This window comes from Nocardia sp. CDC159 (assembly GCF_023740735.1).
In the GTDB taxonomy this organism is placed as follows: domain Bacteria; phylum Actinomycetota; class Actinomycetes; order Mycobacteriales; family Mycobacteriaceae; genus Nocardia; species Nocardia pulmonis.
Window position 1 is genome coordinate 38,870 of record NZ_JAMRXH010000007.1, and the last position, 19,440, is coordinate 58,309.

A 19,440-nucleotide genomic window follows, 5' to 3' on the forward strand; every position below is an offset into this window, starting at 1 on the left:
TGACCCCAGCGGGGAGCACCCATGTCGATACTGCGTTCACGGGTACCACCTCCTCGTTCTCCGGCACGGCCTTCCGGAAAAGTAGCAGCGGTCGCCGTGGTCTGCCAACAGGTTTTCGCACACCCTCGGATTCGGATTCTCCGGTGCCGTGACCGGGATGAACACCGTGTCAGTGGATGTGTCAGGGCGGTATCAGGTCGGTATCAGCCGGGCTGGTGAGAGTTGTCGACATGAGCAGCACAGCGAACAAGTTTCAGAGCACCTCGACCGCTTCGGCCTGGACCGGCCTGGTGCCGGTCGACGATACGGCGCTGGCCATCACCGACACCGGGGGTTCGGGAATTCCCGTGGTCTACTGCAACGGCCAGTTCGCCACTCAGGGTTATTGGCGGCGTGTCCTTTCCGAACTCGGCCCCCGATTTCGGCACATCACCTACGACGAGCGGGCTCGCGGCAAATCGAAGCGTTCGGCCGACTACTCCTTCGAGGCCGCCGTCCGCGACGTCGACGCGGTGCTCGCGGCTCGAGGCATCGACCGGGCGCTGGTGGTGGGCTGGTCCTACGGAGCGGTCGTCGCGGCGCACTGGGCCGCCCGGAATCCGGACCGCGCCCTGGGTGCGGTCCTGGTCGACGGCGCGTTTCCCTACGACTGGCTCGACGAGGCCATGGAGAAGCGAATCCGCAAGCTGTTCAAGCGGCTGAACGTGGTCATGCCGCTGTTGCGCCCGACGGGACTGACTCCGCGGATGAATGCCGCCCAGATGGCCGAGAGCAATATCGAACTCGGCAGGCTCTCCCGCGAGCGGGAGCTGGGCCCCGTGCTGGACCGGATCGTCGTTCCGACGCGATATGTCGTCGCCTCCGGGACGTCGTTCGGAAGCCGCGGCGACGAGCAGGAACGAATCCGCGCCGGCCTCGACGCGGTGTGCACGCGCAATCCGAACATCCGCCTCAGCGCGAAGGTCACCAGCAACCACGGCGCCATCCTCCGCAAGGACTTCCGCACCATCGCCGCCGCTGTCGCAGAGATCGCGGCCGCCGGTCCGCAAAGCTCATCGCCTCGATAACGCACCGAACCAACGCTTTTCGCTGCGGTATCGCGCACTCCAGCTTCACCCCAACACAATTCGAAGGAGCACACCCATCATGTCCACCATCACCATGACCGACCAGGACAAAGCCACCCTGCGCACCGCCGCCTACGGCGCGGTCTCCCTGCTGGCCGCCGTCGGGGCCAAACCCCACAGGATCGCCACCGCCGGCACCATCGCGCTGTCCTCGGCGACCGGCACGGTGGGGCACGTACTCGCCGCCGCGAAGTCCAAGGACATCAAGCTGGTCGGCAAGTCCGTCGCCGAACTCGCCGACCACGTGCTGCCAGCCCTGACCACAGCCATGACCCTGCTGAAGCAACAGGATCCGGCCGAGGCCGAGAACTTCCGCAACACCGTCCTGCTCGCCACCGAAGCCGCGAAAAACCCACAGGCCCAGCCCAACCCCACCCTCGCCGAGATGACCCGCAAGATCACCGCAGCCCTCGACGCCGCCTGACCGAATGCGGGGCACGACCGAATCGGCTCCGGCCCTACCAGCAGGGCGATGTACATCGGCGAGACCGGACAGACCTCAGGTTCTGTTCGGTCTCGCCGATTCGGTCAGCCGCGGCGTTTCGTGCGTCCGGTTGCCCGGTGAGCCGCGGCTGGACTCGCCACCGAGAGATGGTCACAAGGTGAAAGCCTGGTCGTCCGGGAGCGCTTCGCCGGGGCCGCGGACTCCGCACCTGAGCATGTCCCTGAACTGTCCGCACCACACCCCCGCGTACTCCAGCGTGGGCCAGCCGCTCGTCCAGCCGTGGTCCTTGACAACCTGTTCCCAAGAGGGGTTGCCGCCCGGCAGCGTGTACGGCTCACCGGTGAAGTCGAACCCGGAACGCGTCTTCGGGTCGGCGATGATCTGCGGCGACTGCAGCCACGGGAGAGTACCGCCGTAGCCGGTGTTGTAGGTGGTGAGCACGGGTCGGTCACATCCGATGGTGCCGTAGGTCAGGATGGCGCAGTTGGCGTCGCCGAAGCTGAAATAGACGGGCTCATCGTCGGCGCGCGCGGTGGCCGCGAGCGCGATCGGCGCCACGGCGAGCAGGGCGGCCGGTCCGGTGGAAAACTTCGCGACAGTGTTCATTGAGTTCTCCTCCACATGTCAGGGCAACCGCAAGCGGGGCGTACCCTCATTATGGTCTGGCAAATATTCAGCAATAGCCGCGTTGACGTCGCAATGTGCTCGGATTACGACACCCGGGCACCTGACACCCGCGAGGCGGAAGCACTCTCCGGCGAGGCGCAGGGGGCCTGAAAGGCGCAACGCAAGGCACAATCCACGACACGCCGGATGCCGGGCTCTACCCTCTGCTCGTGACCAGCGATATCCCGGACGCCGAGGGCGGGCAGATTCGCGCCTCGACCCTGGAGCTGTTCTTCGATCTCGTGTTCGTCTTCACGGTGACGCAGCTGACGCACGCGTTCACCGAAGATCCCGGATGGCCTGCGCTGGGGCGGGTGGTGCTGGTATTCGCCCTTACGTGGTGGATGTACAGCGGCTATGTGTGGCTGACCAACGAGGTAGCGCCGACGTCGACGGCTCGACGCATCGGTCTGTTGGTGGGGATGTTCGGGTTTCTCGTGATCGCCGTCGCGATTCCGGGTGCCTTCGAGGGCTTCGGACTCGCCTTCGCGCTGGGGTATGCGGTGGTCAATGTCATGCACTCGGTGCTGTTCTGGGCGAATGCCGGAGCGCGGGTGTCCGCGGCGGCGCTGCGGCTCGTGCCGCCCAACACCACCTGCGCCGTGCTCGTGCTGATCGGCGGCTGCGTCCATGGCTGGCCGCGCTATGCGCTCTGGGGCGCGGCCCTGATGGTGCAGATCGTGACGCCCTACGTGTTCGATACGGGCGGCTTCGTCGTCCGCACAGCGCATTTCTGCGAACGGCACGGCCTGGTGCTGCTCATCGCGATCGGCGAATCGGTGGTGGCCATCGGTGCGGGCCTGGCGGGAGAGAACCTGACGATCCCGCTGCTCGCCATGGTCGCGCTCGCGCTGGCCCTCGCCTCGATGCTGTGGTGGACGTACTTCGGCATGGACGACGAGCGTGGCGAGCGCGCGCTCGCGGCGGCGCCGGGGCCACGGCGCGGGCGACTCGCCGCGTTCGCCTACGGATACGCGCTGTACCCCATGCTGGTGGGCGTCATACTGACCGCGGCGGGCATCAGATCCGTTCTCGCCCAGGGACATCGATCGGTGCCGGTATCTGCCGCGCTGGCCCTGTCGGGTGGCGTCGCGCTGTTCCTGTTCGGCCAGTGTTGTTTCCGGCTCGTCCTGCGCCTGCCGCGGCCCTGGCTGCGGCTCGTCGGCGCACCGGCCGTGCTGGCCACGGCTCCCGTCGGCGTCGTGTGGGTGGGCTGGGCGCAGCTGCTCGTGCTGGTGATCGTGGGCTACGTCCCGGTGTTTGTCGACGACACGCTGAGCGTGCGCGCGGGCGAGCACAACGCGTATCTGTGACGGTGTCACCCAGGGCTGCCCGCGTCGCCGTCCGTCCAGGATCGAAACACTCTGAGTGTCTTTCGATCTCACCGAGGACACGGACGAGGTAGGTATTCGGCAGGAGGGCGGGTTCGCTGGCGGCGGCACGGTAGACGTTCGCGGACTGGGGTTGCCGTCGCCGGACAAGAAGCTCGGCATCGGCGAGCACCGCAGTTCGGTATCGCCGTACCTGCTGATGTGGGTGGTGCCAGAGCTTTTGGTGCCGCGGAAAGTGGGGCCCGCGGAGGGCGTTCGCCGTGACGAGCCACCAGCTTAGAGTTTGTTCGTCCTGGAGGGATCGAAAATACTGCTCCCCTGGGAGATAGCGGCTTTGGTTCCGCGCGACGACGCGGTCGAGGTAGAGGAAAACGATGAGAATCAAGAAGATCGCTGTGGCGGCCATGTGCACCATCGCGGCCACGGGGATCGCGGGAAGCGTCGCACATGCCGAGTCCGCGCCCACACCGGCCAGCGCGCTTCCGGATGCTGTGCGCGGTGTGGAGCACGGCGTCACCTTCGAGGTCTCGAAGTCGGCCGACGGAAAGAGTTTGGCCGCCAGCCTGGTCGGCGGCATGTTCTCGGTGACCGACAACGCGGTGAATGTCGCCGATCGGACGGGTGCGGTCTTCGCGAGCATGCCGCTGACCGTCGAACTCGAGCAGGGCGCCGTCGAGCTGCGGCCGCGGGTCGACGCGACCGGCACGCACTTGACAGCCGAACCGATCGGCTACTGGCAGCAGAGCTCGCCCAGAGAACGCAGCATCTGGGCGGGGGCCGCACTCGGCGGATTCATCGGCGCTCTCATCGGTATGGCCATCGGTATCGTGGGGGGCCCGCTGGTCCTCGTCACCGGGTTCGCCGGTGCGTTGATCGGCGGCGCCCTAGGCGCCGGAATCGTTGCGGCCGTGCCGAATTCGGACGTACCCGATCGCTGGAGCTATGTGGTTCCCGATCGCCCGACGCCCGGTTCTTGGGAGGACTGCCACGGAATCAACCCCTCCTTCCTGTGCGACTAGTGCGTATCGCACCAGTGGGTTCGAGCTGTGGGCGGGGAACGCGGCAATCGAGGCGGGTTTGGACTCCCTCAGCCGCAGCGACACGACCGTGGGCACGGAGCCGATTCCGCGTCCCGTAGTCGCATTTCAGTGCGTGGGAAGCCTTGCCAGGCAAGGTATCTGTGCGACTGAGCAACGCCCGCGCCACGGCATGTGCGGGCGTTGGCGCTATGCAAGCCTGTCGATGTTCAGATGGGCGGTGCCGCCAGCGCTGGTGATCGCGGTGGCCAGGTCGTGTGCGAAGGTGCTGATGGCTTGGTAGCTCGTCGGGATCAGGAGACGAGTTTCTGTCACGGTATCGGCGGTCGGGGAACGAGCATCGCTATCGATCACCGCGAGATGAACCGCGACCGCGAGTTGACCACGACCCGTCACAACGAAGGCAGCCAGGTCGACAGTCTCGTGGTCGCCCAGGGCAGCGGAAACGCGAAATCGAGCGTCCCGCTTCCAGGGATAGGTTTGTAGCGCGCGGACCCACTCCTGGAGGACCGAGTCGCTGAAGTAGCCGACGGCGGCGCCCGCGAAAGGTGGCACGCATGCCGAGACATGTAGCTCACCCATGCCGATGAGCCCCTCGGGTCGATAGGTGACGGCCAGCCCGTCGGAAACGTCGAACACAGCTCGAACAATACGTCGGCCCAACAATTCCGCGTCGTCACCAGTGCGGGGTCGAACCGGTCGGGGTTACTGGCCTGGCTCACGCAGCGGTGGGCGAGAGTAGGGATAGGGACTGTTCGCGGTGGGGGCTTGGTTCGGCGACGCACTGGCCGGGCGTGAGTCGCGGGTGACAAGCCAGGCGACGAGGGCTGCCAGGGGGAGGGCGAGCAAACCGTAGACGGCGGAGGGCACTGCCATGGCGGTGCTGTGCAGCACGCTGATGGCGATCGTGATGGCGAGAGCGCCATTGTGTATTCCGATTTCCATCGAACAGGCGATAGCTCGGGGTTCGGAGATGCCGAGCGCGCGGGGAACGAAGAAGCCGGTGGTCAGGCTGAGTAGGCAGAACAGGGTGGTGATCAGGCCGACGTCGACGATATAGCTGACCAGGTTGGCCCGCTCGGCGATGATGGCGCCCGCGATGAGGAGCAGGATCATCGCCGCCGAACCGATGCGTACCGGCTGGTCCATCCGGTCGGCGAACCGGGGGCGCAGTCGCCGCACCATCATTCCGACCACGACCGGGATCAGCACGATGGCGAACACTCGGATCATTTTGCCGAACTGCAAACCCACTACACCCGAACCTTTTTCGGGTTCGAAGTAGTCGAGAGCGAAGTTGGTCACCACCGGCATCGTGACCGCGGCGATGACCGAATTCACTGCGGTCAGTGAGATATTCAGCGCGACGTCGCCGCGGAACAGATGACTCAACAGATTCGCCTGCACGCCGCCGGGCGAGGCGGCGAGCAACATCATGCCGACCGCGAGGATCGGCGGCAGATCGAACAACAGCGCCAGGCCGAACGCAACCATTGGCAAGACCAGCAACTGGCACCCGAGTGCGATCGCGAGAATCTTCGGCGTGCGCACGACACGCGTGAAATCCGCTACGGTCAGCGTCAGCCCCAGGCCGAACATGATCAGGGCCAGCGCCACGGGTAAGGCGATGGAAACGAGCGGCGTATCCATGGTCTTCCTCTTCGCTCGGCGAACGGGATCACGGTCGAGGGCAGCGAGTTTCCGGCCGAAACAGGTCTATTGTGCCGTGGACCGACCGCGGGTGTTCACCAGATCGACTGGCGGCCAACCGCTGGCTCACCGACGCGTTTCGAGCGGCTGACTGCCGAGGTCGATCACTGCTGGAGCAAGTCGGTTTGATGGGTGAGGGCGCTGTGGACCAGGGATCCGACCGCGGCGGGGTTTCGGATGGCCTGTTCCGCGGTCACCTCACGGACGTAGCGGGCCGAGCCGGTCAGCAGGCGTTCGGGATCGTCGAGGAGTACGCCCTTGTGAAAGACGAGGCGCACTTCCTTCTTGGCGGCGGCGATCGCGCACAGCCAGTCGTGCCAGCGATTTTCGACGGTAAAAGTGATCCGGCCCCATTTCAGGGCCTGCTGAATCCGGGCATCCGCGGCGCTGATCAGCGCCATCAGCTCCTCGGCTTGGTTCCGCTGGTTCTCGTCGAGTCCGGCGAGCCATGTCCGGATATCCGATCCGTGCTCATTGTCGATCATGACCGGTCCTCCCTTCGGACAGCACCATCATCTCGCCGGGGTACGACAGTTTGCGACTCCACCGAGCCCCACCCGGAACCGGGTGGGGCTCGGTTGTCTTCCGAGAGTCGGCTACTCGAAAGTGGAGTTCGCCCAACTCAGGACGGCGGCTTGGTAGCTCTCGGTGCTGGGGGCGAGGTTGACCGAGTGGCCCGCGCCGGGGAGTACGTAGGTGTGTAAGCGGGCTGCCGGGCTGAAATAGGGGGACTCCGCCGCGTGCAGGACGGCGGCGTCTCGGCATATCGAAAAATCGACGCCGCAGGACAGCTTGTCCATGCTGCCGTTGACGAGCATGACCGGGACGTCGATGGCGTGGGATACGGGTGGGACGGTGGAGGACAGGCCGTCGGGGTATTCCGACAGTGAGAAGACCTCCTTGGTCGCCTCGTCGGTGGCTACCGCCTGCGGGTCGACGTTGGTGGGGCCGTGGAAACTGGCGGCGCGGGTACCGGGTTGCGTGGTGAGATAACCGGGGTCGTAGCCGCGGCCAGCGAATTTCGGATCCTGGTCCGCCGGGTAGTAGGTGGAAACGACGCTGGAAACCTGGAGATAGTCCAGGCTGTGTGAGTATCCGGTGAGCAGCACGCCGTTGACGTCGTGATAGGTGGCGGCCTCCAGGACGTCGATGCCGGAGCTGAGCGAGTGGCCACCGATGATGATCGTGTCGAACGGCGCCCTGCCCGCGAGTCCCCGGCGCAGCGCCTGGACGATCTCGTGCAGGGCCGCCGCGGTACCGGTCGCGGTCAGCGTCGCGCTCGGCGGGCGGGTGCTCGCGCCGGTGCCGAGCCGATCGACCACGAGCGTCGCATAACCGCCCGCGTTCATGGCGCGCCGGAAATTGTAGGTTTCGGGCCGGTACGGGAAATCCCAGTAGGTGTGGTTGTAGTTGGAACCCGCCATCAGCACCATGACGGTGCCGGTCGCGTTCCGAGCCGGCAGGCACAGGGTCGCGGCCAGAGTGCCCTGTGGCACCGGAAAAGATATTGCTTCACAACGATCCGACTGAGCGGGCCCGTCGGCATGGGAAACGCCCGGTGTCAACCAGAGCAGTGCCGCTGTCAGGGATACGGTAATTGTACGTAAGGAATTTCGCACGGTAACGCTCCTTGGTGGTGCACGAGAACGATCAATCCCAGGTTGATCGTTCAACGTAATAGGCAGGCTATAGCCGCTTTTTGCTCGATCGCAAGACCTGCATCGCTGTTGACGAATTCGTAATGTCTTTTCCCGCAATGCATTGCGCCATCGAGTGAAAGACCGCCCGGTATTTTCACCTAGGGACCGGTTCGAAAGATCTTCGGACAGTGAAATTCCACTATTCTGAAAACGACTTGCGTAACTCCCTCGCACGCCTACCATCCCTGATGTGGCCACAGTCGTGTGTACGCACCGATTTCCCGGCCCCCGAGCCCTTCGAAGGTGCCACCGGGGCCGGATCTCGCCACGTCCAGCGAGCTGACCTGCGGGAGCGGCTGTTTCGAGGGCTCGGGGGTTTCCTTACCCCGTCCACCGCCCTCCTGTCAGGAGTTCATCATGTCCACCCGTCTTTCCGAGGAGCAGCTCGCCCGCGATCTCGCCATTCGCGATCTCACCGATCCCGCCGCCGGCACCCATGCCCTGCAACTCGTCGTCGACCGAATCGTCGACGCGTTGGCGCGGCGATGGGGCGCTGAGACCCGGTGGTGGCGCGGCGAGCGCATCGTCACCATCGCCGACAACTACGACAACCTCGGCTACCACGGCGACGACATCACCCGCGATGCCCGCTACACCCGCTACGTCGACGACCTGCGGATGCTGCGCAGCCATTCCAGCGCACTGATTCCCGCCGCGCTGCGGGCACTGGCCGCCGACCCCGCCGAGGATGTGCTGCTGGTGTGTCCCGGAATCGTCTACCGCCGCGACAGCATCGATCGCCTGCACACCGGCACCCCGCATCAACTCGATCTATGGCGCCTCACCCGCCGCCCCATGGTCCGCGCGGATCTGGAGGAGATGATCGCCGTGATCATCGACGCGCTGCTGCCCGGGGCGAGATACCGGCTCGAGCCCCGCGTGCACCCCTACACCGAGCTCGGACGCCAGGTGGATGTGGCCCGCGACGGCGAGTGGATAGAGGTGGCCGAATGCGGCCTGGCGGGTCCCGGGGTGCTGCGGCGGGCCGGGCTGGACAGCACCCACGCCGGTCTGGCGCTCGGCCTCGGGCTCGACCGAATAGTGATGTTGCTCAAGGGGATTCCCGATATTCGCATCCTGCGTTCGGCCGATCCCGCCGTCGCCGCGCAACTCACCGATCTGACGCCCTACCGGCCCATATCGACCATGCCCGCCATCCGTCGTGACCTGTCCATCGCGGTCGAACACGACGACCTCGCCGAGGATCTCGGCGACCGCGTGCGCGAGGCACTGGGGTCGGCTGCCGATTCCGTCGAGGCGGTCGAAATCCGCGCCGAGACACCGTGTTCGGAACTGCCGCCACCGGCCCTGCGCCGCCTCGGGGCGCGCCCCGACCAGAAGAACCTCCTGATCGAGGTGACACTGCGCCGCCTGGACCGCACTCTCACCGACCATGAGGCGAACCTGCTGCGCGACCGCATCTACGCCGCCCTCCACCGGGGCACCGCCCAGCAGTGGGCGGCGAATCGACCATCGGCTCAATAAGCGGCCGCGGGCGATTCCTCCCAATACCGATGCTGTTCTCCGTCGGTGTCGGCGATGAAGACGACCGCGTCGGCAGTGGGTAGGTCCGTTGGTTCCAGCGGGATGTGACCGGGCACAATCGGTTTGCCCGCGGTGATCGAGGGAGGAAGTGCTTCGCGTAGGGCCGCCGCGGGGAACAGGGTGCGGCGGGTGGTGGCCTGGGCCAGGGCGTGCTGGAGGGTGCCCGGGGTGCTGGCGGGGCTGGCGTCGGTGGCCAGGAACAGGTAGCGCTCGGCGAGGGGGAGGGCGGCGAGTGCGCCTGCGCCACACCAGTTCACGGTGGTCGCGTCGAGCGGCTGGGCGGACTTCGCGCGCTGGAGGTGGGTGTTGTGGGCGAAGACCAGGCTCGGTCCGCGATGCCGTTCCGCGGCTACGATCGCGAGCAGGTTCTCGGCCATCATCTCGCTGCGCAGGCTGGCCAGATCGGCGATGCGGTCGGGGGTGGGGGTGGCCATGGCGGCGTGGTAGCGGAGCAGGCCCAGGGCGGTTCGGGCGTGGGCGTGGGCATGGTCGTAGCCGGTCGGGTCGGCGGGACGCAGGATGGGCGCCGCACGGTGCAGGGCGCTGGCCAGGTCGTCGGCGACGATGCGCAGGGCGTGGGCGTGGTCGGAGGCGCCGATGGAGGCGGCGGGGTCGTACATGGCCGCCGGGTTCGCCCACTGCGCGTCCTCGCCCAGGAGCGCTTCGAGGGCGCGGGTCGATGGGGGCCGAAGCGCCGCGGGCAGGTAGTCGCGCACCGTGGTCAGCGCGTGCCGGGGACTCGGCGCGGCGGCGTACTCCAGCGGGGCATCGAAGCCGTAGAAGCGAATTCGATCCTGCGGTGGGCGGCCCGCATTGTGCGCGCGGAGCCATTCGACGAGTTCGCGGTTGCCCGGCACGGCGCCGAAATCGTGGCTGAACCCGGTCGCGAGCACCGTGTCGATCCGGCCCGGCGCCCCGGCCACGTAGTCGTCGACCACGGCCGCGGCGAAGATATCGATCTCCAGCACGATCGACCGATATCCCCGATCGACGAGGTGGCGGAGAAGTTCGTTGCGTAGCAACGGGAATGCCTCGATCCCGTGCGTCGGCTCACCGAGGGCGAGTAACACCGGCGGCTCGGTCCGCGCGGCGAGCAGTTCGTCGACGGCACGACCCAGGCTTGTCGAATTGTCGAGTGGGCGGCCGATTTCACGCAATGCGGCGGCGATGGACATGAGACCCCTTCCAGAACGCGTCGCTCTCGACACTATCGTTGAAGATTCGAGTGAAACTTCCGCGAAATCCACCAGGTATTCGTCGGTCGAAGCCTCAATCGGAGGTGCACGCTGCGTCCCATCGATCTGGCCCGAGAACACGGATTGTCCGCCCAGGCGATCCGCAACTACGACGACGCGGGCATCCTGCCGCCCGCCGAGCGCAGCGCCTCCGGATACCGGCGCTACACGCCGCTGCACGCGCAGGCGCTGCGCGCCTTCCTCGCATTGCGCGGCGGCCACGGACATCAACGGGCGATGGCGATCATGCGCGCGACCAACTGCGGCGACATCGAATCCGCCTACCGGCTCATCGATGCCGCCCACGGCGCGCTGCTAGCCGAGCGCGAGACCCGCACCGAGGTCGCGGCGGCCCTGCGCAATCTGTCCACCGCGCCCACCCCGGTCCGCGGTCGGCCGCTGACCGTGGGCGAACTCGGGCGTCGGCTCGGTCTGCATCCGGCCACCCTGCGCAGCTGGGAGTCCCAGGACATCCTGCGCCCCGAACGCGATCGGGTGACGAACTACCGCGTATACGGACCGGACGCGGTCCGCGACGCCGAGATCGCGAAACAACTGCGCCGGGGCGGCTATCCGCTACCCCGGGTCGCACGGTTCCTCGACGCGCTGCGCGAGGCGGGCGGGGCTGCGGAACTGAGCGCCTTCCTCGACTCGTGGCAGCAGCGGCTGACCACCCGCAGCCGCAACCTGCTCGCCGGTGCGGCCCAGCTCGATCGCTACCTCACCATGCTCGATCGGACGTAGCGGCGCGGCGGCGCACAAGATGGTGAGGCAGTCCACTACTCCCGGATGAAAGAGGTACGAGATGCCAGTGAGCGCGCTGTTGCCGACGACCACCCGCGCGTTGACGCGTCGGCTCGCGGTGGAGCAGGCGGAGTATCGGGTGCCCTCGCTGATCGCCGCCGTGGTCCGCGACGGCGAGGTGGCCTGGTGGGATGCGCGCGGCCGGGTGGACGGCGGGGCCGGGCCGAGGCGGCCGACCACCGACACCCAGTACCGGATCGGATCGATCACCAAGACCATGGTGGGCGTCGTGGTGCTGCGGCTGCGCGACGAGGGCAGGCTGGACCTGTCCGATCCGCTGGAGCGGCACGTGCCCGGTGCGCCGATGGGGGATCGCACGATAGCCCAACTGCTCTCGCACACCGCGGGCGTGCGCGCGGAGTCGCCGGGCGACTGGTGGGAGCGCACCCCGGGCGGTGACTGGCCCGACCTGGTGGCCGGTATGGACGGTGCCGCCGTGCTGCATCGGGCGGGCCGCCTGCATCACTACAGCAACGTCGGCTACGCCGCGCTGGGCGAGCTCATTTCCCGCCTGCGGGGGCAGAGCTGGTTCGACGCCGTGCGCGCCGAGGTGCTCGCCCCGCTGGGCATGGATCGCACCACCCCGGCGCCCGGCGCCCCGCACGCCACCGGCTGGGCGGTGCATCCATGGGCGGATGTCGTACTGCCCGAACCCGCGCACGATCACGGTGCGATGGGTGCGGCGGGCCAGCTCTGGTCGACCCTGGACGATCTGGCTCGATGGGCGGTCTTCCTCGGCGGGGACACCGGCGACGTGCTGTCGCGGGACACCTGGGAGGAGATGCGCGAGCCACACACCGTCATCGACGCCGACACCTGGACCGAGGGGCATGGACTCGGCGTGCAACTGCGCAGGCACGGCGGCCGCAGGCTGCTCGGGCACGGCGGGGCGATGCCCGGCTTCATCGCCACGGTCTGGGCCGACCCGGCCGACCGCACCGGTGTGCTGTTCCTGTCCAACACCACCTACGGCGGCATTCGGGGCAAGTTGGATCTGGCGATGCTGGACATCCTGGCCGAGCACGAGCCCGCGCTGCCCGAGGAATGGTTGCCCGCCAGGTCGGTCGATCCGGGCCTGCTGGCGCTCACCGGACCCTGGTACTGGGGTTCGGCGTCCATCGCGCTGCATCTGCGGGCCGACGGCTGGCTGGAATTGAAGGCCCTGGCGCACGGCGGGCGGACCTCCCGGTTCCGCCCCGATGGCGTGGACGCCTGGATCGGCCTCGACGGGTACTACGCGGGCGAGCGGCTGCGGGCGGTCCGCGGTTCGGACGGCGCGGTCGATCATCTCGAACTGGTCAGCTACATCTTCACGCGCGAGCCGTACGCACCGGCCGGACCCATTCCCGGCGGCGTCGATCCGGGTGGCTGGCGCGGCCGGTGATCGACGGTCGCTATCCGGCCGCCTCGGTGGGGGCCGGGATGGCGCGCTCGACGATCGTGTGGACCAGTTCGGTGGCGCGCTGCTGGTCGAAAATGCCCGGGAGGGTGAGGCGGTCGAGGATGAGCCAGTTCAGCGCGAGATACAGCAGAACCACGGTGTCCTCGTCGCCGGGCATTCCATGGTCGAGGTGGTTGCGAATGTTGAATTCCAGGTCGGCACGCACGCGCTCGGTGAGCAGGGCCTGCAATTCGGGGCGGCGGGTAGCCTCCAGCCGGAGTTCGAGAACGGCGAGATAGCCGGTGCGGAACTGGGAGACCCGCTCCACCACCTCGGTCATGAGTTCGGTGATGGTTTCCCGGGAGCGCGGGCCATGCAGTTTCGCCATCGTGTCCTCGCCGGGGACCAGCCGCTCGTAGTAGCGGTGGCCGACCTGGACGAGCAGTTCGTCGCGGTTGGGGAAGTAGTTGGAGGCGGTCCCGGCGGGCACCCCGGCCTCCTTGTCCACCGCGCGGAAGGTCAGTCCGCGAGCCCCGTCCCGGGCCAGGACCTCGATAGATGCGTCCAGCAGAGCCTGTCTGCGTTCCGGATTCGTGCGCACCACTTGACACCACTCCATCTGTAGTACTACGGTTCAAATCACTTCGAACAGAGTACTACAAGATAGGCGGTAAAGATGCGAAAGCAGCGCGGGACCTACCCGATTCAGAACAACCAGCAGCGCTTCGTGACTCGCCCCGTGCCTCCGCGCACGATCACCCCCAAGGGCGGCTGGTCTCGGCGCGGTCAGCGGTAGCGCCCGGCAGCGGCGCCCCGGGCATGCGGCCAGGCTCGGGGCGCGCTCGAATCGAGCCCCCTTCGATATCGTCGGGGGCCGGATCACCAGCATCTGGGGATCCGCAATCCGGAGAAGCCGCGGCCCTGGACGGCGGGCTGATTCGCGGGGCTACGCTGCCTACCGGCGCGCCTCGACCGGGGCGGATCGCCGAAATTGTGTTCCGGGAGGGGATTCGATGCCTTACGCCATCTCCAATGACGGCACGAAGGTCCACTACGTCGACAGCGGCGGTGACGGCCCGGCGATGATCCTGCTCCACTCGTTCGCCATGGATGTCGACGTGTGGCAGCCGCAGATCGATGATTTCGCCCCCGGCATGCGCGTTCTCGCGGTCGATTCCCGCGGGCACGGCGGCACCCCCGACAACGGCGTACCGTTCACCTACTGGGATACCGCGTGGGATACCTGGGCGGTCGCCGACCATGCCGGCATCGACGAACCGGTGGTGGTGGTCGGTCTGTCGCAGGGGGGATTCACGGCGATGCGGATGGCGCTGCAGCATCCCCGTCGCGTGCGGGGGCTGGTGCTGATCGGCACCGTCGCCGCGGGGCCCAGTGCGCAGGAGCGGGAGACCTACGACAACATCACCGTCAAACACCTCATCGACGGCGACGTGCCGCTGGCGGAGATCACCCCGACCATGGCGGCGGTGACGATCGGCGGCGACCGGGAACGCCATCAGCTGCCGTGGGTCGAGAAGTGGTCCGTCGCCGATCGCCGCGCGTGGCGGCTGGCGGCGCACAGCCTCATCGACCGCGACGACATCAGTGTGTTGGTGCGCGACATCACCTGTCCCGCGCTGATCATGCGCGGCGGCAGCGACCAGGCGGTCAGCAATGCGGAGATGATCGAGTTGGCCGGACAGCTGGGCGGTCCGACGCGGACGGAGACCATCCGTGGCGACGGCGCGGCCCACATCTGCACCTGGACCCATCCCGAGCTGTGCAACCCGCTGATCCGCGAATTCATCGAGCACATCCGCTGAGCCCGGCGGCGCGACCGCTCAGCGGCCCTCCGGCTCGATGATGTCGAGCATGAGGATGCCGGGCCGCCCGTCTCGAGTCGGCCACTGCAACAACACCTCTCGCAGCACGATCTCGCGCCCGGCGTGCGGCTGCCACAACCGCCGGTACGGGGTCGGCCGCGCGGAGTGCACCACACCCGCCTGCCACAGCTGCCGGAATTCCGGAATGTGCTGCACCGTCGCCAGGACTTCGGCGGCGGGTTCGCGACAGCCCGGCCGCGCCGCGTAGTCGCGGAACAACCCCGCCATGATCGTGGCCTCGCGCCGCCAGACGCGGTGCACGAGTTTGGCGCGCGGGTCACCGAACCACCACTGCAGCATGTTGGGTGCCTCGAGCAGGCCCGGCCACAGTCGGCGGAACGGGGTGTTGGCGGTGGTGATCCGCCAGTCCTGCACGCGGGCGGCCGCATGCGGCGCCAGCGCCTCCAACATGTCGGGCAGTTCGCCATCGGAAATGGGCGCATCGGCGGTGGGCCCCGGGCGACCGGCCAGCACGAGCATATGGCGGTGCTCGGCCGGGGAGAGCTGGAACGCCTTGGCGAACGAGTCGAGCACCTGCGCACCGGGATTCGTCTTACCGCCGTGCTCGATCTGCCGGACATAGCCCAGGCTGGTATGCGTCCGCTCCGCCAGCTCCTTCTGCGTCCACTCCCGTTGTTCTCGGCGGACCTTCACAAATTCGGCCAGCGTCGGCAGTGGCAGCGCGGCATTGCCCGGCACTCGAACTCTCCTCGGATTCCTGCATGTGTTGCATTGGTGGTACCAGGTGCGCCGGTACCACCGAACAGGGGTACCGCAGTGCGTTGCCCGGCCGCCCCGTGGGTGTTGTGATCGTGGGGAGCCTTTCGTACCGGTCACAAAGCACCCGGCCCGCCGCTTCGGGCCGTTCCGACGTGGGTGACCGACTCGCCGGAGGGGAGAGCCGGTCGCCCTCCTCGGTGTGGCGGCGGCGGCCGCGTTCCCAGAACCCGGCCGTCGCCGGCACGCCGCTGGGAGCGCCATCGAAAACTCGTTGTCCCACAATGCGCGGCGGGTGTACCGTCCTCGCCGTGCAGTGCGCTGGATACACCACGACGCCGGAAGACGTCCCGGCGCGCTGAATCCTGTTCGATCGAGGCCCCGGGCGGATGCCCGGGGCCTCGTCGCGTGGTTATCCGCCTCCTGGGAGGAGACCACCGTGTTCGACCATCGCAAGCTCGGCCGGGAGCTGAATCTGTTCGATACCGACCCGCTGATCGGGGCCGGGTTGCCGTACTGGCTGCCCGACGGCGCGATCGTGCGTCAGAGTCTCGAGGAGTACATCCGGACCGTGGAGCGGCGGGCCGGTTATCGGCATGTGTACTCACCGGTGCTCGGCAAGCGTGAGCTGTACGAGATATCCGGGCACTGGGCGCATTACGACGACGATATGTATCCGCCAATGGTTGTCGGCGGGGAGCAGGTGGTGCTGCGCCCCAGTCTGTGCCCGCATCACGCGGTCATGTATCGGTCCCGCGCGCGCAGTTATCGCGAACTGCCGTTGCGGATGGCCGAGCTCGGGGCGATGTACCGCTCCGAATTGTCCGGCGCACTGGGCGGATTGAATCGGGCGCGCTGTATTCACCTCAACGACGCGCACATCTTCTGCACCCTGGATCAGGTCGCCGACGAGGCCGCCGCGGCGCTGGCGCTGATCGAGTCCGCGTACCGGGCCATGGGAATCGAAGCCGCGCGCTATCGCCTGTCGCTGCCCGGTCCGGGCGGGAAATACGTTGCCGCGCCGGACATGTGGCAGCGCGCGAGCCGGGTCCTGACCGAGGTGCTCGACCGGTCCGGGCTGGCCTACGAGGAGGGAGCGGGCGAGGCCGCGTTCTACGGACCGAAGATCGATATCCAGGTGAGTGATCACGCCGGTCGCGAATCGACCCTGTCCACCGTGCAGGTGGACTTCCATCAGCCCGAGCGGTTCGACCTGCGCTACATCGGCGCGGACGGTGCGAAGCACCGCCCGGTCATGGTGCATCGCAGCATCATCGGCAGCGTCGAACGGGCCGTCGCCCACCTGATCGAACGCCACGGCGGCGCGTTCCCCGCCTGGCTGGCGCCGCTTCAGGTGGCGGTGCTGCCGGTCTCGGCGGCCGAGCACCTCGCCGCGGTGGACCTCCGCGAGCGCTGCCTGGCCGCGGGACTGCGCGCCCAGGTCCTGGACGCGTCGGCCAGCCTCGGCGCGCGGGTGCGCGAAACTCGTTCGGTGCCCTATCAATTCATCCTCGGCCCGGCCGAGACCGCGCACGGCGAGGTGGCCATCCGGCTGCGCGACGGCCGCCGCCTGCCCGCCCGGAACGCACCCGAGGCGGTGGCCCGCGTCCGGGCGCTGGTCGAGAGCCACAGCATCCGCCTGTGGGACGACTGATCACCGTGGCCGTGCGGTACCACTCCCGCACGACCGTCGACCACTGTCCGACCCGACTCATCGGGTCAGCTCATGGGCGAGTGCCCGGTCACCACCACTGCAGCGGATTCAGCTCCGTGACCAGCGCGGCATGATCGGAGTAGAAGACGCCGGGACCGTGCTGTGGCATGCGCCGATCGATCAGGCGTGCCGAGCGGATGTCGAGCTGACCGCGGGCGAAGATGAAGTCGATGCGCTGCGGGGTGATCATCTTCTCGCTGGGCAGCGGACTCCAGGTGCTGCCCGGCGCGGCGCAGACATCCGGTTGGGCGGCGCGATAGGTGTCGACGAAGCCCGCCCGGGTGATGGCGGCGGTGGTCCGCAGGGGATAGCTCAGGCCGAAGTGGTTCGGGCAATTCGCCTGGGCCTGAGTCCAATCCGCGGCGGGGGCAGTATTGAAGTCGCCACCGAGCAGCACCGGTGCGCCGTTGCCACCCAGCATCTTCGGCAGCTGGTTGTCGAGGATGTCGGTCATGGCCCGGGTCTGGGCGCGGTCGGCCTGCACCACCGCGTCGACCGAGTGCCGGGGCGCTCGACCGTCGCGCCGGTCCGCCGCGTTCTCGTCCATCAGATACCCGTTCCACGGGTTGGTGTAGGGCAGCCATACGGCGAACAGATTCAGCTCACCGCCGCGTGGCAGCCGGACCCGGACACCACCGAGATTGAAGTCGGTGACCGTGCCGCCCTGCGGCTTCGGATAGGTGGCGACGACCTCGTAGCGGGTGAAGATCCACAGGTTGTCCGATCCAGCCGCGCCGCCGGTGATGCGAATTCCGTTGTAGCGGCCCTTGTTCGCGCGTTTGGTCAGCGCGTCGGTGATGGTCTGGCCGGAGCCGTAGGTCTCCACCGCGAAGAAGACGTCCGGCCGCACGTCGACCACCTGATCCAGCAGTTGCGGCAGATTCGCCGCTGACGGCTCACGGCCGCCGTGCAGAATGTTCCAGGACAGTACGCGCACGCCGGTGTCATCATCGGCCCCAGCCATCGCCGGGAAACCGGCGGCGAGGGTCAGCACCGTCAACAGCAGGGTGAGCAGTGCCTTGGGTAATCGCATGCTCGAACTCCGTTCCGATCGGAAACACTTGGGGGCAGGCGATATTGGCAGTGTCGGGTGACGGGAAGGTGACGATCACGCGAATCCAGTCGGGGGCTTCGGTCCCTTGTCTCGGGTCGCACGGTCTGCTGTGATGTCCTGACCCAAAGTTGAAAGTAGAACCACCATGATGTCCGCTCTGTGGATCATCCTCCCCTACAGCGCATTTGCCTGCTTCGCGCTGGGACATCTGTGGCGCTACCGGTACGACCGGTTCGGCCGGCCCGAACCGGGGCCGGACGCCGGGCGGCTGGAGCGCTTGGGGCCCAACCTGTTTCGCATCGGCGTCGCCGGTGCCGTGCTGGCCCGGACGACCGATATGCTCGCCGCGCGGCCCGGCCCGCACACCTGGATCCATACCGCGGTCACGGTCGTCGAACTGGCCGCCCAGCCGCTGGCGATTCTGGGCGCGCTGCTGCTGATCGTGCCGCCGCTCATCACGGCCGTACCGCGTTCCAGGGTCAGCTGGCTGGACCGCTGCACGCTGCCGGTGCTCGCGGCCGTCGCGCTGTCCCGGGTCGCCATCACCTTCGCGGCCGGGCCCGGCGCGGGCGAAAACCTCATCGAGGACACGCTTTTCGTCTGGTTCCGATCGCTGTTCACCCCGCATCCAACCGCCGAGACGATGCTGCACGCGCCCCCGATGTTCCAGGCGCGGGGGCTCATCCTGCTGCTGCTCATCGCCATCTGGCCCTACACCCGGCTCGGTGGCACCTTTGCCGGGCCGCTGGTCCGGCTGGCGCACCGACTCGCCGCCGAACATCGACTGCCGCAGCGTTTTCCGGTCCGGGCGCGGGTCTGGACGGGCCCTCGCCCCGTCGCCGGCGCCGGGCGGTCGGCCGGCCGGTTTCCCGACATGCAAGCGGGCCCCGGACGGGGTAACAGCATTTAACGAGCAATTGACCTTCCAGGTTTGAGCCGGGGGCCGTCGGGGTACCGGAATCCGGCGCTGACCGGGGGTATGCGACGCGCCGGGAGACACGCGAGCGACGCTGGGGAATTTACATTGCGCCTAAGGTGCCGACGGCGCATGTTCCGTTATCGTTCATCTCACTGTCCGAAGCTGCTGCTGG

At 67.7% G+C, this 19,440-nt stretch carries 20 protein-coding genes; 11 read left to right on the forward strand and 9 right to left on the reverse strand.

Annotation, left to right across the window (positions count from 1 at the left end):
- Positions 1–230: 230 nt before the first annotated feature.
- On the forward strand, positions 231–1,067 hold the full coding sequence (locus NDR87_RS17155) for an alpha/beta fold hydrolase (RefSeq protein WP_251914173.1): 837 nt from the start codon (positions 231–233) through the stop codon (positions 1,065–1,067).
- Positions 1,068–1,146: 79 nt separating this feature from the next.
- Positions 1,147–1,551: a hypothetical protein gene (locus NDR87_RS17160; protein ID WP_251914172.1), complete on the forward strand. Its 405-nt coding sequence runs from the start codon at positions 1,147–1,149 to the stop codon at positions 1,549–1,551.
- Between the two features lie 171 nt (positions 1,552–1,722).
- Here NDR87_RS17160 and NDR87_RS17165 read toward each other — a convergent pair whose 3' ends face one another.
- Entirely contained in the window at positions 1,723–2,178 is a 456-nt protein-coding gene (locus tag NDR87_RS17165; RefSeq protein WP_251914170.1) for a hypothetical protein, read from the reverse strand.
- Positions 2,179–2,408: 230 nt separating this feature from the next.
- Here NDR87_RS17165 and NDR87_RS17170 point away from each other — a divergent pair, with 230 nt between their 5' ends.
- The 3 genes from NDR87_RS17170 (at position 2,409) to NDR87_RS17180 (ending at position 4,588) form a co-directional block, all read left to right on the forward strand.
- The gene (locus NDR87_RS17170; protein ID WP_251914169.1) at positions 2,409–3,551 is read left to right on the forward strand and encodes a low temperature requirement protein A; all 1,143 of its coding nucleotides are present in this window, start codon (positions 2,409–2,411) and stop codon (positions 3,549–3,551) included.
- A gap of 55 nt (positions 3,552–3,606) precedes the next feature.
- On the forward strand, positions 3,607–3,849 hold the full coding sequence (locus NDR87_RS17175; RefSeq protein WP_251914167.1) for a hypothetical protein: 243 nt from the start codon (positions 3,607–3,609) through the stop codon (positions 3,847–3,849).
- Positions 3,850–3,943: 94 nt separating this feature from the next.
- Positions 3,944–4,588 (forward strand): hypothetical protein, encoded by a 645-nt coding sequence (locus tag NDR87_RS17180; protein WP_251914166.1) that lies wholly within the window; start codon positions 3,944–3,946, stop codon positions 4,586–4,588.
- A 207-nt stretch (positions 4,589–4,795) separates the two neighbouring features.
- Here NDR87_RS17180 and NDR87_RS17185 read toward each other — a convergent pair whose 3' ends face one another.
- The 4 genes from NDR87_RS17185 to NDR87_RS17200 form a co-directional block, all read right to left on the reverse strand.
- Complete coding sequence (locus NDR87_RS17185; RefSeq protein ID WP_251914165.1) at positions 4,796–5,245, reverse strand: hypothetical protein; 450 nt, start codon at positions 5,243–5,245, stop codon at positions 4,796–4,798.
- 66 nt (positions 5,246–5,311) lie between these two features.
- Positions 5,312–6,256, reverse strand: coding sequence for a bile acid:sodium symporter family protein (locus NDR87_RS17190; RefSeq protein WP_251914164.1), 945 nt, complete (start codon positions 6,254–6,256; stop codon positions 5,312–5,314).
- 164 nt (positions 6,257–6,420) lie between these two features.
- Entirely contained in the window at positions 6,421–6,801 is a 381-nt protein-coding gene (locus NDR87_RS17195) for a DUF1801 domain-containing protein (protein WP_251914163.1), read from the reverse strand.
- Between the two features lie 111 nt (positions 6,802–6,912).
- A complete protein-coding gene (locus NDR87_RS17200) occupies positions 6,913–7,812 on the reverse strand; it encodes an alpha/beta hydrolase (protein ID WP_251914162.1) in 900 nt (299 codons plus the stop codon).
- Between the two features lie 561 nt (positions 7,813–8,373).
- Between NDR87_RS17200 and NDR87_RS17205 the strand changes: the two genes are divergently transcribed.
- Entirely contained in the window at positions 8,374–9,501 is a 1,128-nt protein-coding gene (locus tag NDR87_RS17205; protein WP_251914161.1) for a hypothetical protein, read from the forward strand.
- Here NDR87_RS17205 and NDR87_RS17210 read toward each other — a convergent pair.
- Positions 9,495–10,736: an erythromycin esterase family protein gene (locus NDR87_RS17210; RefSeq protein WP_251914160.1), complete on the reverse strand. Its 1,242-nt coding sequence runs from the start codon at positions 10,734–10,736 to the stop codon at positions 9,495–9,497. The two genes, NDR87_RS17205 and NDR87_RS17210, sit on opposite strands and share 7 nt — an antisense overlap.
- Before the next feature lie 111 nt (positions 10,737–10,847).
- Between NDR87_RS17210 and NDR87_RS17215 the strand changes: the two genes are divergently transcribed.
- Positions 10,848–11,540 (forward strand): MerR family transcriptional regulator, encoded by a 693-nt coding sequence (locus tag NDR87_RS17215; protein WP_251914252.1) that lies wholly within the window; start codon positions 10,848–10,850, stop codon positions 11,538–11,540.
- Positions 11,541–11,601: 61 nt separating this feature from the next.
- Positions 11,602–12,984 carry a serine hydrolase gene (locus tag NDR87_RS17220; RefSeq protein ID WP_251914158.1) on the forward strand — a complete coding sequence of 461 codons (1,383 nt, stop codon included), beginning with the start codon at positions 11,602–11,604 and terminating at the stop codon, positions 12,982–12,984.
- Between the two features lie 10 nt (positions 12,985–12,994).
- Here the strand turns inward: NDR87_RS17220 and NDR87_RS17225 are convergent, their stop codons facing one another.
- Positions 12,995–13,585 carry a TetR family transcriptional regulator gene (locus NDR87_RS17225; protein ID WP_251914157.1) on the reverse strand — a complete coding sequence of 197 codons (591 nt, stop codon included), beginning with the start codon at positions 13,583–13,585 and terminating at the stop codon, positions 12,995–12,997.
- Positions 13,586–13,994: 409 nt separating this feature from the next.
- Between NDR87_RS17225 and NDR87_RS17230 the strand changes: the two genes are divergently transcribed.
- Positions 13,995–14,804 carry an alpha/beta fold hydrolase gene (locus NDR87_RS17230; protein WP_251914156.1) on the forward strand — a complete coding sequence of 270 codons (810 nt, stop codon included), beginning with the start codon at positions 13,995–13,997 and terminating at the stop codon, positions 14,802–14,804.
- Positions 14,805–14,822: 18 nt separating this feature from the next.
- Here the strand turns inward: NDR87_RS17230 and NDR87_RS17235 are convergent, their stop codons facing one another.
- On the reverse strand, positions 14,823–15,563 hold the full coding sequence (locus NDR87_RS17235) for a helix-turn-helix domain-containing protein (protein WP_251914155.1): 741 nt from the start codon (positions 15,561–15,563) through the stop codon (positions 14,823–14,825).
- A gap of 334 nt (positions 15,564–15,897) precedes the next feature.
- Between NDR87_RS17235 and thrS the strand changes: the two genes are divergently transcribed.
- The gene (thrS, locus tag NDR87_RS17240) at positions 15,898–17,235 is read left to right on the forward strand and encodes a threonine--tRNA ligase (RefSeq protein WP_308212108.1); all 1,338 of its coding nucleotides are present in this window, start codon (positions 15,898–15,900) and stop codon (positions 17,233–17,235) included.
- An 88-nt stretch (positions 17,236–17,323) separates the two neighbouring features.
- Here the strand turns inward: thrS and NDR87_RS17245 are convergent, their stop codons facing one another.
- Complete coding sequence (locus NDR87_RS17245; RefSeq protein ID WP_251914153.1) at positions 17,324–18,328, reverse strand: endonuclease/exonuclease/phosphatase family protein; 1,005 nt, start codon at positions 18,326–18,328, stop codon at positions 17,324–17,326.
- A 166-nt stretch (positions 18,329–18,494) separates the two neighbouring features.
- On the opposite strand from NDR87_RS17245, the gene NDR87_RS17250 reads away from it, so the two are divergent.
- Complete coding sequence (locus NDR87_RS17250; protein ID WP_251914152.1) at positions 18,495–19,259, forward strand: respiratory nitrate reductase subunit gamma; 765 nt, start codon at positions 18,495–18,497, stop codon at positions 19,257–19,259.
- The last annotated feature ends 181 nt before the right edge of the window (positions 19,260–19,440 follow it).